A 13,106-nucleotide genomic window follows, 5' to 3' on the forward strand; every position below is an offset into this window, starting at 1 on the left:
GCCGCGAGGGTCCCGGGGGCTGATCGAACAGAATCTCGCACCGCGTCCGCAAAGCAGTGTTCACTGATGTGGTGGCTGGATTGTCTGCGCGGCTCGCGGCGATCGTGGATGCCTTACCGTTGCGCCCGGGCATGCGGGTGCTGGAGATCGGCGGAGCTCCCGGGGCAGCGGCGAAGGCTGTCGCGCACCGCGTCGGGGACGGCCACGTTCTGGTCGTCGACCGCTCGGCCAGGGGCGTCGCGCTGATCGAGCGAAACGCGGCCGGCGAGATCGACGCCGGCCTGCTCAGTGTCCGATGCGTCGCCATCGAGGACTTCGCGCTGGAGCCCGGCGAGGCGCGATTCGATATCGCGTTCGCGGTTCGAGTCGGGGCCTTCGACGGGCGCCATCCCCGGGCGGGGGTTCTGGCCAAGTCCCGCGTCGCCGCCGTGCTCGCGCCGGGCGGTCGGCTCTATATCGACGGAGGCGACCCACTCAAGGAGATACACCTCGACACCTGCCCGTCAGAATAGGTTCGACAACGCGACGTAAACCAGAGTGCCCACGCCGACGCTGAGCAGGGTGCGCCGCCCGGTCGAGAGGTGGATCGCGGCCGTCACCGCGGCAGCGATCGTTGCGAACAGCAAGAGCTCGAGGGAACCGGCGAACCCGGCAATCGACAGCGCCGGAGCCACCCACCACGGCAGCCCGATCTGGATGACCAGCAGACCGACGCCCTCGGTCCGCTGTGAGAAGCTGCCGTAATGCGTTCCACCGCCGCGGGTCTGCTCGCCGGCTACCTCGCCGATCTGGCGTTGGGCGATCCGCGCCGCGGGCATCCGGTGGCCGGCTTCGGCACAATCGCGGCGGCACTGGAGAAGACGACTTATCGGGACAGCCGCGCCGCCGGAGCTGTGCACGTCGCAACGCTGCTCGGCGCCCTGGCAGCCGCGACATTCGCCGCGAGAAACACGAGGTGGCGCGCGGCGCTGCTGGCCGCGGCCACCTGGGTGAGTCTCGGCGGCACGTCCCTGGCCCGCACCGGAGAACAGATGGCAGACCTGCTCGACGCCGGTGACATCGACGGCGCCCGCGCACTCCTTCCGTCACTGTGCGGCCGAGACCCGCAGTTCCTCGACGCCGACGGATTGGCCCGCGCGGCGCTGGAATCCATCGCCGAGAACACCTCCGACGCCACCGTCGCGCCGCTGTTCTGGGCGGCCTGCGCCGACATCCCCGGCGTGCTGGTCTACCGCGGCGCCAACACCCTGGACGCCATGATCGGTTACCGGTCGGATCGCTACGAGAGATTCGGTTGGGCCGCAGCGCGTTTCGACGACGTGCTGAACTACCTGCCGGCCCGGATCACCGGCATGCTGGTGGTTGCCTGCGCCGGTGTGGTCGGTGGATCGCCTGCCAAGGCGCGGCGCGCCTGGCGCGCGGACGCCGCCCGCCATCCCAGCCCGAACGCCGGGGTGGCCGAAGCCTCCTTCGCCGGGGCGCTCGGCGTGCGGCTGGGCGGGCCCACCCAATACCGGCACGGCATGGAGATCCGCCCCACGCTCGGTGACGGCCGAAGCCCGACGTCGGCGGACCTGCGCCGGGCGGTGCGCCTGTCGAGGTGCGTCCAAGCCGCCGCGGCACTGACGGCCGCAGCCGTGCTCATCGGCGGCCCTCAGCGGCGGCGACCGTAGCGGTCGGTGAGCTTCTGTTCGATGGTGGCCTCGCGCGTGCTGTCGTCGACGTCCGGCCGGGAAGTCTGGGCGACGGCGGTCTCGGCTGCGCTGTCAACGCCGTCAACAGGCGAGGGGGAATCATCGGCCTCGGCGGCCGCCTGCAGTTCCTTCTCCTTGCGGCGGACCTTGATCTCCGACCAGATGAAATAGCCCAGCCCGATCGGCGCCAGGACGCCGAACGCGATCCACTGGATGCCGTAGGACAGGAATGGGCCGGCGTCCAGATTCGGCACGCCGAGATCCCCCAGGCTGCCCGGCTGATTGGCCTCCAACTGCAGATAGGAGCCGGTCAGCGGCGACCCGGTCAGCTCGGCGATCTCGGTGGTGTCGATGGCATAGACCTGCAGGGCGCCGTCGGCGGTGAATGGCGCCTTGCCGGGGGGCGCGGTCTCGCCATCGCGCAACCGGGCGTTGATCGTCACGGTCCCCGACGGCGCCGGATCGAACGCCGGCGGGCGGGAGCCCTCCATCGGCGGCACCCAGCCGCGGTCCACCAGCACCGTCGGGCCGTCGTCGACCTGGAACGGAACCAGCACCTCGAACACCGGCCCGCCGTCGAGCACCCGGAGCCGGGCCAGCACCTGCTGATCGGGCAGGTAATGCCCGGTCGCGGTGACGCGGCGCCACTGATCGTCGGGCGCGGCGGAATCCTGCTCCGGCAGCAGCGAGGTCACCGGCACCGGGTCGGCCTTCAGCGAGGCGTTGATTTGCTGGTTCTCCTTGGACACCCGCGCGTTCTTGCCGAGCTGCCAGGGCGCCAGCACGGTGAAACACAGGTAGGCGAACAGCGCGACCACCGCCGCCAGCACCAGCCAGCTGGGCCGGAAAACGAGCTTCCGAACCCCCGAAACAGATCCGCGTCGCGCCGTCGGGCGATCCGGCGACGCAGTCTGCGCGGTGGCCACCGCAGTCCGCGCCGTCGCGCCGTCGGTGAGGGCGTCGCGGGCTGCGCCGGCGAACTCGGGGGCGCTGCGATGTCGTCGGTCCGGATCCTTGGCCATCCCCACGGCGATGACGTCGTCGAACGCCGGGGGCAGCTCCGGGCGCGAGGCCGACGGCTTCGGCGGCGCGGTGCGCAGGTGTCCGGCGATCTGGCGTTCCGCCGCCTCGCCCGGGAAGGGTCGCGACCCGGTGAGGGCTTCATAGAGCACGCAGGCCAGGGAGTACACGTCGCTGCGGGGGTCGACGGCGTCGCTGGTGAGCCGCTCGGGGGCCACGTAGGCGCAGGCGCCGACGGTGTTCCCGGTGCCGGTCAGCCCGGTGTCGGTGGCGGCGCGAGCGATGCCGAAGTCGATCAGGTAGGCGGTCCCGTCGTCGCCGAGCAGGATGTTGGATGGTTGGACGTCGCGGTGCACCACCTCGGCCTTGTGCGCGGCGGCCAGGGCGCTGGCGATCTGCTCGACAATGGACACCGCGCGTTCGGGTGGCAGCGGGCCGGTGGCGATCTCGGTGGCCAGGTCGTGGCCGTCGATGAGCGCCATGTCGACGAAGAACCGGCCGTCGATCTCGCCGTAGTTGTGGATCGCGACGATGTGGGCGTTGCGCAACCGCGCGGCGGCGTGGGCTTCGCGGCGGAAGCGTTGCTCGAAGCCGGGGTCGGCGGCCAGCTGCGCGGGCAGCACCTTCAGGGCGACCATCCGATCGGTTCCGGTGTCGTAGGCCTGCCAGACCTCGCCCCTCCCACCCCGGCCGAGCAATTCGACCAGGCGGTAGCGACCGAACGTCGTGCCCTGCGCATCGGCCATACTCAGCGCCGACTCTCGTCGAGCTGCTCGTCCACCCAATCGTGCAGACCGGGCAGGGCGGCGGAGATGACCTCGAAGCACTTCAGGTAGTCCGACATGTCTCCGTAATACGGGTCGTCCACGTCAATCGGGCCGGACGCCGGGTCGAAGGCCCGCAGCAGTCGCAGTCGCTGCGGGTCCACCCCGTGGTGGCGCAGGATCCGATCGTGATTGCGGCCCAGCGCGATCACCAGATCCGCGGACAGGTGATCGTCGTCCATCTGGGCGGCCCGGTGCGCGGTCGGGTAGCCGTTGTCGGTCAGCACCTTGACGGTGCGCGGATGCGCGCCCTCGCCGACGTGCCAGCCGTCGGTGCCGGCGCTGGTCACCCGCACCCGGTCGGCCAGCCCGCGTTCGGCGAGCTGGTGGGCGAACATCTTCTCCGCCATCGGGGACCGGCAGATATTGCCGGTGCAGATGAACGTCACGTGCAGCTCAGACACCGAGCACCCCGCGCAGTTCCGCGACATCACGGACCCGCAGCGCGGGCCCGGGCCGCCCGTCGTCGAAATCTGCTCCACCGTAGCCCCAGCCGACGAGAACCGTGTCGACGCCGTGCGCGGCGGCCCCGGCCACGTCGTGGTCGCGGTCACCGACCATCAGCACCGACTCGGGCAGCTCACCGAGCTGGGCCAGCGCGTGGGCGAGCACATCGGCCTTTGCCGAGCGGGTCCCGTCGGCCGACGCCCCGGCGATCACCTCGAAGTAGCCGTCCAATCCGAAATGCCGCAGCACCAACTGCGCGGTGGCCTCGGCCTTGGAGGTGGCGACCGCCAGCCGCACCCCGGCCGCGCTCAGGTCGGCCAGCAGCTCGGGAATGCCGTCGAACACCGCGTTGACCGCCCAGCCGCCGCCCAGCTGATGCGCCCGGTACGCGGCCATCGCGGCGCCGTCGACGCCGCCGAGGCCCAGGCCGGCCAGCGTCTCGTGCATCGGGGGCCCGACCAGCATCGCGGCCAGATCGCCGTCGGGGATCGGCGCGCCGATCTCGGCCAGGGCGTGCCGGAAGCTGCCCACAATGCCCGGCGCGGAATCAGTCAGCGTGCCGTCGAGGTCGAAGATCACCAGCGCGGGTCTGGTGGCGCAGCGCAGATCGGTCACATCGTCATTGTCCCCGATAGGGCGACCACTACTGTTTGCAAGGTGTCCAAGATTCCCCTGGCGCGGGTCACCGAGGTGCTCGACGCGGCGTATCCGCCGCAGTTGGCCCAGTCCTGGGATTCCGTCGGCCTGGTCTGCGGTGACCCCGGCGAGCCGGTCACCTCGGTCACCATCGCGGTCGACGCCACCGCCGAGGTGGTCGACGCGGTGCCCGACCGCGGGCTGCTGCTGGCGCACCATCCGCTGCTGCTGCGCGGGGTCGACACCGTCGCCGCGAACACCGCCAAGGGCGCGTTGCTGCACCGGCTGATCCGCACCGGACGGTCGCTGTTCACCGCGCACACCAACGCCGACGCCGCGGCCCCGGGAGTGTCCGACGCGCTCGCCGAGACGCTCGGCCTGACCGTCACCGGGGTGCTGGAACCGGTCCCGGCCGGCCCCGACCTGGACAAGTGGGTGATCTTCACCCCGCCGACCGCGGCCGACGCGGTCCGCGCGGCGGTGTTCGACGCCGGCGCCGGGCACATCGGCGACTACTCGCAGTGCTGCTGGACCGTCACCGGGACCGGCCAGTTCCTGCCGAACGACGGCGCCGACCCCGCCGTCGGGACGGTCGGGGCCCTGGAGCGGCTGTCCGAGGACCGCGTCGAGGTGATCGCCCCGGCTCGCCGCCGCGCCGCGATCCTGGCGGCGATGCGCGCCGCGCACCCCTACGAGGAACCGGCGTTCGACGTCTTCGAGCTGGCCGAGCTCCCGGCCGGCGTGGGCATCGGCCGGATCGGCGAGCTCGACGAGCCGGAATCGTTGGCGCAGTTCGTCGCTCGCGCCGGCGCCCGGCTGCCGGCCACCAGCTGGGGGGTGCGCGCCAGCGGCGATCCGGCCGCGCTGGTGCGCGCCGTCGCGGTCTCCGGCGGCGCCGGCGACTCGTTGTTGTCCACCGCCGCCCGCTCCGGGGTCGACGTGTTCCTCACCTCCGACCTGCGTCACCACCCGGCCGACGAGCAGCGGCGCGTCGCCTCGATGGCGCTCGTCGACGTCGCGCACTGGGCCAGCGAATTCCCGTGGTGCGCCCAAGCCGCCGGCGTCCTGCGCGCCGCATTCGGCGACGCGCTGCCGGTGCAGGTCTGCGACATCCGCACCGATCCGTGGAATCTGACCGCCCACTCTCAACGAGGAGAACGATGAAAGCCGAAGTGGCACAGCAACGTCGACTGCGGGAACTGGTCGAAATCGACGCGGACCTGGCCCGGCTCTCGCACCGGCTCAAAAACATCGCCGAGGCGGCCAAGGTCGCGGAGCTGACCGCCGCCTGCACGGCCGCCGAGGACGAGGTCGCGTCGGTGGGCATCGCGCTCGCCGATCTCGACGGTTCGATCGCCAAGTTGGAGACCGAGATCGAGGCGGTCCGCAAGCGTGAGGACCGGGACCGGTCGCTGCTGAACTCCGGCGTCGACGGCAAGCAGCAGGCCGAGCTCGCCCACGAACTGGAAACCCTGGAACGCCGGCAATCCGACCTCGAGGACGCTGAACTGGAGATCATGGAGCAGCGCGAGACGCTGGCCGCGCGTCAGACCGACGCCGACCACACCCTGCATGACCGCCGCTTGGAGCTGGCCGACGCCGAGGCCGCCCACGACCGGGCCCGCGCCGAACTGGAGGAGAACCTGGCCCGGCGCGGCGCCGAGCGCGCCGAACTGGCCGGCGGCGTCGACGCCGACCTGCTGGCGCTCTACGAGCGGCAGCGGGCCGCCAACGGCATCGGGGCCGGGGTGCTGCAGGGCAACCGGTGCGGCGCCTGCCGGATCGAGATGGACCGCGGCGAGGCCGCCCGCATCGCGGCGGCCGCCGCCGACGACGTGCTGCGCTGCCCGGAGTGCGGGGCCATCCTGTTGCGAGTCACGGGCTGACGCGGTGCGGGTTGTCATCGAGGCCGACGGGGGATCGCGCGGCAATCCCGGGCCGGCCGGATACGGGGCGGTGGTGTTCGCCGCGGACCGCGCCGAGGTGCTGGCCGAGCGCAATGAGTCCATCGGGACGGCCACCAATAACGTCGCCGAGTACCGCGGTCTCATCGCGGGACTGACCGCCGCCACCGAACTCGGCGCGTCCGAGGTCGACGTCCGGATGGACTCCAAGCTGGTGGTCGAACAGATGTCGGGCCGGTGGAAGGTCAAGAACGCCGACCTGGCCGACCTGCACCGCCAGGCCCGCGGGCTGGCCTCGAATTTCGACCGGGTCCGCTACCAGTGGATTCCGCGGGAGCAGAACAAGCACGCCGACCGGCTGGCCAACGAGGCGATGGACGTCGCCGCCGGCAAGCCCGTGAAGCCCGCCAAAACCCCCAAGGCCGAGCCGAAAGCCGAGACGCCGAACAGCAAGGCCGAGAACGCGGCCGGCTGGACCGGGGCCCGCGGCGTCCCGACCCGACTGCTGCTGCTGCGGCACGGCCAGACTGAACTGTCGGTGCAGCGCCGCTATTCCGGCCGCGGAAACCCGGCGCTGACCGATCTGGGCCGCCGGCAGGCCGCCGCCGCGGCGTCCTACCTGGCGGCCCGCGGTGGTATCGCCGCGGTGGTGTCCTCGCCGCTGGAGCGCGCCCGGCAGACCGCCGCGGCGGCGGCCGACGCGCTCGGCCTGCCGGTCACCGTCGATGAGGACCTGATCGAAACCGACTTCGGGGACTGGGAGGGCTTGACGTTCGCCGAGGCCGCGCAGGCGCACCCGGAGGCGCACCGAGAATGGTTGGGGGACACCAGTATCACTCCGCCGGGCGGGGAGAGCTTCGACGCGGTGCATGACCGGGTGCGGCGCGCGCGCAATCGGATCATCGCCGGCCACAGCGACTCGACGGTGCTGGTGGTCTCGCACGTCACGCCGATCAAGACGCTGCTGCGGATGGCGCTCAACGCCGGACCGGACATGCTGTACCGGCTGCACCTAGACCTGGCGTCGCTGAGCATCGCCGAGTTCTACTCCGACGGGTTGTCCTCGGTTCGGCTGGTCAACCAGACCGACTACCTGGGCAGATGAGTCGATGACCGGCGATCCACCGGTTCCGCAGGGCCGCCTCCGGCGGGTGATGCCGCTGGCCGGTCTGGCCGCGCGCACCGCCGGCGGGCGGCTGGTGGCCGGCGTCCAGGAGTTGGCCGGCGACCCGGGCGCGGTGCGCCGGTTCCACGCCAGGACCGCGGACCGCTATGTCGAGTTGCTGGGCAACTCCAAGGGCGCGTTGATGAAGATCGGCCAGATCCTGTCGATGGTCGACCTCGATGGGCCCTCGCCCTACCAGCAGGCGTTCGCCCGGCTGCAGTCCGACGCGCCGCCCATGCACCCGGACTTGGTCCGCGCCCAACTGGTCTCCGAAATCGGCCCGCCGGAAAGGCATTTCGCGGAATTCGACGTCGAGCCCATCGCCGCCGCCTCGGTCGGCCAGGTGCACCGCGGCGTCCTGCACGACGGCCGGCCGGTGGCGGTCAAGGTGCAGTATCCCGGTGTCGCGGAGGCCATTCGGGCCGACCTGGACAATGCGGAGTTGCTGAGATCGCTGATCCTGCTGGTGATGTCGGTGTCGGGGACCAAGATCGACATCACCGCCGTCGCGGAAGAGGTCCGGACCCGGGTCGGCGAGGAACTGGACTACCGGCACGAGGCGGTGATGCTGGCGCGGTTCGCCGAGTTGTATCGCGATCACCCCTTCATCCACATCCCCGACGCGATCCCGGAGGCATCCGGTGGGCGGGTGCTCACCATGACCTACCTGGACGGGCTGGATTGGGCGAGCGCGCGCCAGGCGGATCAACAGCGCAGGGACATCTGGGCCGAGTCGCTGCTGCGCTACTGCCAGGCCAACTTTCGGCATTCCAACCTGATCGACGTGGACCTGCACCCGGGCAATTTCCGGTTCCTGCCCGACGGCGCCCTGGGCGTGCTGGACTTCGGCTGCGTTCAGGTGGTGCCGGAACAGCTGCGCTGGGTTCTCGTCGCGCTGATGCGCGCCACCATCGACGGCCGACAGACCGAGGTGCGACGGCTGATGGTTCGCAGCAAGATGATCGCCGCCGATTCCCCGCTGACCGTCGAGCAGGCCGGTGAGTTCTGCCGGGGCATGATCGTCGACGCCGTCGCCCCGCAGCCGGTGACCTTCTCCCCGGAGTTCAACGCGCGCAAGCGTCAGGCGATGCTGGGGGAGCTGGGGCTGAGCGGGCTGACGAAGATCCGGCCGACGCCGGAGGCCGCGTTCCTGCCCCGGATCCAGGTCGCCATGGATCACCTGTTCACCGGGCTGCGGGCCACGGTCCCGGTGCGTTCGGTCCTCGACGATATGGACGGCGTGGCCGAGCCGGTCACCGAACTCGGCCGCCGTCACCACGCCTGGGCGCGGGAACGTGGGTTGCCCGGCGCGCTGGAGCACCATCGCGAGGTACCATGACCAGCGCGAACGAGTTGGCTGGGCGGCCGCGGAGAAATTCGAGGAAAGTCCGGACTTCACAGAGCAGGGTGATTGCTAACGGCAATCCGAGGTGACTCGCGGGACAGTGCCACAGAAAACAGACCGCCGCCTGGGCCTTCGGCTCAGGGGGTAAGGGTGAAACGGTGCGGTAAGAGCGCACCAGCATCCCGGGTGACCGGGATGGCTCGGCAAACCCCACCCGAAGCAAGGTCAAGAGGTCGCTTTGCGACTGCGCAGGCGGGTTGCTCGCCCACACCTGCGGGTAGGCCGCTTGAGGCGCCCGGTGACGGTGCGTCCAGATGGATGGTCGCCGCCGCGCCTTCGGGCGCGGACACAGAATCCGGCTTACAGGCCAGCTCGTTCGCCCCACCGCCGGTTCCGGCCCGCGCGGCTCAGTGCCGGAAGGCCTTCTTCAGTTTCTTCAGCGCCGGCTCCAGCTCCGCGCGGCGCTGGGTGGCCAGCTCGGTCTCCCGCTGATAGAGCACGCCGTAGGTGAAGGTGTCCTCCCCGGCGGCGTGGGCGAGCTCGGCCTGCTGGGATAGATAGGTGCGGCTCACCGTGGCGTCCTGGTGATCGCCTAACAGACTCTGAACGGTCTTGGCGGCCTCGTACACCTTGCGCCGGTCGACGGCCGCGGCGCTGTAGCGCAGCCGCTTGGCGCTTTTCCGGATCCGGTGCAGCGCCTCGTCGCGATCCGGCGTCCGTTCGGCGGCGTGCGCGTTCTGCACCGATTTGCGCAGCCGCTTGTAGGCGCCGTCCAGGTTGCCCGGGTCGTCCCCGGAGCCGTCGGCGTCCACCGGGTCGGCGGTGGCCAACTCGTCCAGCGCGTCCAGCAGCCGGAAGTACCGTTCCGATCGCATCGCGGCCACCGACCGCCGCCAGCCCACCTCGTAGCGGTGTCGGGAACCGCCGACCAGACGCTCGGCCACCGGGCCGCGGACCAGCTCCGGGGGCAGTTCGTCGAGCGCCTGCTGGTACTTCTCGGCCAGCACCTCGGCGTCCCGGGCCACCCCGAGGATGGCGGCCAACTGCCGGAGTTCGTCGAGCACCCAGGAATCGTCGGCCAGCCCGAAGGAGTCCTCCGCCTCGCGCAGCAGGCTGCGCAGCTTGCGGGTGGTGACCCGCATCTGGTGCACCGAATCCCACTGGTCGGCGCGGACGGCCCGGTCCCACTCGATCAGCGCCGCGACCTGCTCGGCCACCGCCCGATGCATCGGCTCCTCCGGCAACTCGGGCGCCGGCGGCGGCGTGCCGAGGGCCCGCACCAGCTTCGAGGCGTGGCCGGCGGGTTCCGCGCCGGCGTCGCGCAAGCGGCGGGACAGCGCGTCCAGCAACTCGGTGTCGCCGGCGCCCAGTTCGATCTCCCACTCCCGCCAGTTCTGCTCGCCGGCGTCGGAGCTCGAGCTGACGTGGTCGTCGCAGAACTCGGCCAGCAGCGCGCCGTCGGCGCCGTAGAACCGCTGCAGATGCCGCTCGTTGCGGACCGTGGCGACCGGGGCCAGCTCGCGGTCGCGCACGATGGCCAGCACCACGTCGCGCAACTCGTCGGGCACGGTGTCGCTCAGCGTCGCCTGGATCTCGATTCGGGTGTCCCCGTCCGCCGGGAGCTTGAGATGCCAGCCGGCGTCGTCGCCACCGGTCCGGCGGCGCAAGACGATTCGGTTGCGGGACAGGTCACGCCCGGCGGTGTCGTGGTACACGGCTTCGAGCTGCTGAGGCTCGATCACTTCGATCCGCGTGATGGCTGCCAGGCCCTCGAACGACGGGGACACCGTGGATTCCGTGACGTCGTACTTGCGCTCGACTTCCTGCAGCTTCTTCGGCATGGGCACACCATGCCACATCTTGGTGAATGGCCCGAGATATCGTCAGCGGGTGGATGATCAGTGCCTGCTGTTCGAGCCCGGACCCGTCACGCGGATCACGCTGAATCGGCCGAGGGCGGCCAACGGATTGAATGCCGAGCTGGGCGCGGCGTTGGTCGAGGCGGCGCAGCGCTGCGCGTCGGCCGATGTCGTGCTGCTGACCGGGGCCGGTCGATTCTTTTGCGCCGGTGGCGATCTCAAGGAGATCAGCGCCGCGCCGGACCCCGGCGGCTACGTCCATCGGCTCGCCGAGGACCTGCACCGCGCGCTGGCGATCTTCGCCGAGATGGACGCCGTGCTGATCACCGTCGTCAACGGGGTGGCGGCAGGGGCCGGGTTCAGCCTCGCGGTCAGCGGTGACCTGGTGCTGGCCGCCGAGTCGGCCTCGTTCACCATGGCCTACACCCGGGCCGGGCTGAGCCCCGACGGCGGCGCGTCCTACCTGCTGCCGCGTCTGGTCGGGCTGCGGCGGACCCAGGAGCTGATGCTCACCAACCGGACCCTGACAGCCGCCGAGGCCGCCGACTGGGGGCTGGTCACCGAGGTGTGCGACGACCCGGGCGCCCGCGCCGAGGAGCTCGCGGCCCAACTGGCCGCCGGGTCGCGCACCGCGCAGGCGTCGGTCAAGCGACTGCTGGCGCAGGCCTACGCCAACGATTACCGGCGGCAACTGGCCGACGAGGCGGCGCAGATCGCGGCCAACGCCAACCGGCCGGACGGCCGGGAGGGCATGGACGCGTTCTTGAACAAGCGCGAGCCCCGGTTCAGTTGAGCAGCGGGTCGGCGGCGACCTCGATGTCGCCGGCCAGCGCCGCCGCCTGCAACTCTTCGAAGTCGGCGACGGTCTTATCCGCGTAGCGGTAGCACCACTGCACCACCGCCTCGGTGGCCTTGCCGCCCTCGCCGAAATAGCCGCGGAACACCTCGGCGTTGGCGCTCTGGGCGTGTCCCCGTGCCAGCACCACAGCGCAGCCCTGGGCGTACTCGGACAGGCTGGTCTCATCGAGGACGGAAAGGTCGACGCTGCCCTTCATGTCGTGGAACTGCCGCACGTAGTACTCGCCGCCGTCGATCCGCACGGTCCCGAGGAACACATCCGACATGGCCTGCAGGATTCGCTGCCCGTCGACCACCCGTCGGCCCTGACCGTGGGCGCTGATCGCCTCATCCAGCGCCGGGGGCTGCGCGCGGCCACCGTATTGCTCCAGCACCGAGCGTTGGGCCTCCTTGACCTGCATGATCAGCGGGGTCCCGTGCCCGTCGATCCCGGTCACCAGGAAGCACCGGGTGCCGACGCTGCCGACGCCCACCACCCGCATCGCGATGTCGGTGGCCTTGAAGTGTGCCAGCAGCAGACGGACGTCGACGCCGACCGAATCCATGTACTCGGCGATCGCGTCGAGCAGCGCCCGCTCGTCCGACAGCGGCACGTGCCGCGTCAGCGCGGTCTCCCGGAACCCGCGGGATGCCGTCGGAATCGGGTTCGGTGAGGCGGTCGAACGCCCGCGCGGAGGTCCGTTTGCGGGCCTGCGCGATACCCCTGCGGACCACCTTGTCCAGGCTCTTCGAGACGTTGACGCTGGTCCGCTCCGGTTCGACGCGCAGATAGAAGCGGTCCAGCACGCTCATCCGCAGCAGTTCGTTCGACGCGCGGCGGTAGGCCTCGGCGGTTCCGTCGGCGATGTCGCGGACCGTGGCCTCGGAGAACCCGCGGTTCCGCGCGGTCAGGATGGCGCTGGTGACCAGGCGTTTGAGGTCCCATTCGGCCGGCGCGGCCGCCGCCTCGTCGAAGTCGTTCAGGTCGAACACGATGGCGCGGTCCGGCGCGGCGAACACCCCGAAGTTGGACAGGTGGGCGTCGCCGCAGCACATCACCTCGATGCCGGTGGTCGGGCTGGCGCCCAGGTCGGCCGCCATCACCGCCGCGGCCCCCCGGTAGAAATGCAGCGGGTCGACCAGCATCCGGGCGAACCGCAATCCGACCAGATCCGGCACCCGGACCCCGTTCTGCTCGACGAGAATCGACGTAGCGGAGCGGCCCGCGGGTGTCAGCTCCGCCAACGCCTTCCGGGGTGTCACCTGTCGTTGCGCGCGGCCCTGGCGGCGATCGGTTTCCGGGTCCTCCGGGTGGATCTCGCGGTCACGCAGATTCAGGTCGCGCATATTGGGCATGGCTCAGCGTAAAGCTCCG

Annotated in this window: 13 protein-coding genes, 1 other RNA gene and 2 pseudogenes; 8 read left to right on the forward strand and 8 right to left on the reverse strand. The window is 71.0% G+C overall.

The annotated features are described in order from the left end of the window. Window positions 1-131 precede the first annotated feature (131 nt). Window positions 132-512, forward strand: a complete 381-nt coding sequence (locus L2Z93_RS06760; protein WP_109395677.1) for a methyltransferase domain-containing protein — start codon at window positions 132-134, stop codon at window positions 510-512. On the opposite strand, the gene L2Z93_RS19290 is transcribed toward L2Z93_RS06760, so the two are convergent. Continuing rightward, window positions 504-818, reverse strand: a complete 315-nt coding sequence (locus L2Z93_RS19290) for a hypothetical protein (RefSeq protein WP_090592377.1) — start codon at window positions 816-818, stop codon at window positions 504-506. The two genes, L2Z93_RS06760 and L2Z93_RS19290, sit on opposite strands and share 9 nt — an antisense overlap. Between L2Z93_RS19290 and L2Z93_RS06770 the strand changes: the two genes are divergently transcribed. Then, on the forward strand, window positions 744-1,673 hold the full coding sequence (locus tag L2Z93_RS06770) for a cobalamin biosynthesis protein (RefSeq protein ID WP_099541400.1): 930 nt from the start codon (window positions 744-746) through the stop codon (window positions 1,671-1,673). The genes L2Z93_RS19290 and L2Z93_RS06770 overlap by 75 nt on opposite strands. Here L2Z93_RS06770 and L2Z93_RS19425 read toward each other — a convergent pair. From L2Z93_RS19425 to L2Z93_RS06790, 4 genes and pseudogenes are all read right to left on the reverse strand, one after another. Next, a complete protein-coding gene (locus tag L2Z93_RS19425) occupies window positions 1,655-2,527 on the reverse strand; it encodes an SURF1 family cytochrome oxidase biogenesis protein (RefSeq protein WP_234786239.1) in 873 nt (290 codons plus the stop codon). The two genes, L2Z93_RS06770 and L2Z93_RS19425, sit on opposite strands and share 19 nt — an antisense overlap. A 174-nt stretch (window positions 2,528-2,701) precedes the next feature. Then, window positions 2,702-3,460, reverse strand: a pseudogene (locus tag L2Z93_RS19430) (serine/threonine-protein kinase); the annotation flags it as partial. Between the two features lie 2 nt (window positions 3,461-3,462). Next, window positions 3,463-3,942, reverse strand: coding sequence for a low molecular weight protein-tyrosine-phosphatase (locus L2Z93_RS06785; RefSeq protein WP_090592399.1), 480 nt, complete (start codon window positions 3,940-3,942; stop codon window positions 3,463-3,465). Next, window positions 3,935-4,600 carry an HAD-IA family hydrolase gene (locus L2Z93_RS06790; RefSeq protein WP_090592372.1) on the reverse strand — a complete coding sequence of 222 codons (666 nt, stop codon included), beginning with the start codon at window positions 4,598-4,600 and terminating at the stop codon, window positions 3,935-3,937. Before L2Z93_RS06790 ends, L2Z93_RS06785 begins: the two co-directional genes overlap by 8 nt. Before the next feature lie 42 nt (window positions 4,601-4,642). Here L2Z93_RS06790 and L2Z93_RS06795 point away from each other — a divergent pair, with 42 nt between their 5' ends. The 5 genes from L2Z93_RS06795 (at window position 4,643) to rnpB (ending at window position 9,414) form a co-directional block, all read left to right on the forward strand. After that, window positions 4,643-5,785, forward strand: coding sequence for a Nif3-like dinuclear metal center hexameric protein (locus L2Z93_RS06795; protein ID WP_090592369.1), 1,143 nt, complete (start codon window positions 4,643-4,645; stop codon window positions 5,783-5,785). Then, window positions 5,782-6,507, forward strand: coding sequence for a zinc ribbon domain-containing protein (locus tag L2Z93_RS06800; RefSeq protein ID WP_090592363.1), 726 nt, complete (start codon window positions 5,782-5,784; stop codon window positions 6,505-6,507). The genes L2Z93_RS06795 and L2Z93_RS06800 overlap by 4 nt, the downstream gene beginning before the upstream one ends. Window positions 6,508-6,511: 4 nt before the next feature. Continuing rightward, window positions 6,512-7,630 carry a bifunctional RNase H/acid phosphatase gene (locus tag L2Z93_RS06805; protein ID WP_090592359.1) on the forward strand — a complete coding sequence of 373 codons (1,119 nt, stop codon included), beginning with the start codon at window positions 6,512-6,514 and terminating at the stop codon, window positions 7,628-7,630. Window positions 7,631-7,634: 4 nt separating this feature from the next. Continuing rightward, the gene (locus L2Z93_RS06810) at window positions 7,635-9,029 is read left to right on the forward strand and encodes an ABC1 kinase family protein (RefSeq protein WP_234786237.1); all 1,395 of its coding nucleotides are present in this window, start codon (window positions 7,635-7,637) and stop codon (window positions 9,027-9,029) included. Window positions 9,030-9,039: 10 nt separating this feature from the next. Next, window positions 9,040-9,414: RNase P RNA component class A (gene rnpB / locus L2Z93_RS06815), an RNA gene on the forward strand. Between the two features lie 28 nt (window positions 9,415-9,442). On the opposite strand, the gene L2Z93_RS06820 is transcribed toward rnpB, so the two are convergent. Further along, window positions 9,443-10,876: a CYTH and CHAD domain-containing protein gene (locus L2Z93_RS06820; protein WP_234786236.1), complete on the reverse strand. Its 1,434-nt coding sequence runs from the start codon at window positions 10,874-10,876 to the stop codon at window positions 9,443-9,445. A 49-nt stretch (window positions 10,877-10,925) separates the two neighbouring features. On the opposite strand from L2Z93_RS06820, the gene L2Z93_RS06825 reads away from it, so the two are divergent. After that, window positions 10,926-11,687 (forward strand): enoyl-CoA hydratase/isomerase family protein, encoded by a 762-nt coding sequence (locus L2Z93_RS06825; protein WP_234786235.1) that lies wholly within the window; start codon window positions 10,926-10,928, stop codon window positions 11,685-11,687. Here L2Z93_RS06825 and L2Z93_RS06830 read toward each other — a convergent pair. Both L2Z93_RS06830 and L2Z93_RS06835 read right to left on the reverse strand, forming a co-directional pair. Next, window positions 11,680-12,345, reverse strand: coding sequence for a DUF2252 family protein (locus tag L2Z93_RS06830; protein ID WP_260575514.1), 666 nt, complete (start codon window positions 12,343-12,345; stop codon window positions 11,680-11,682). The genes L2Z93_RS06825 and L2Z93_RS06830 overlap by 8 nt on opposite strands. 100 nt (window positions 12,346-12,445) lie before the next feature. Beyond that, window positions 12,446-13,087 (reverse strand): annotated as a pseudogene (locus L2Z93_RS06835) (DUF2252 family protein); the annotation flags it as partial. Between the last annotated feature and the right edge of the window lie 19 nt (window positions 13,088-13,106).

This window comes from Mycolicibacterium brumae, from assembly GCF_025215495.1.
Lineage (GTDB): Bacteria > Actinomycetota > Actinomycetes > Mycobacteriales > Mycobacteriaceae > Mycobacterium > Mycobacterium brumae.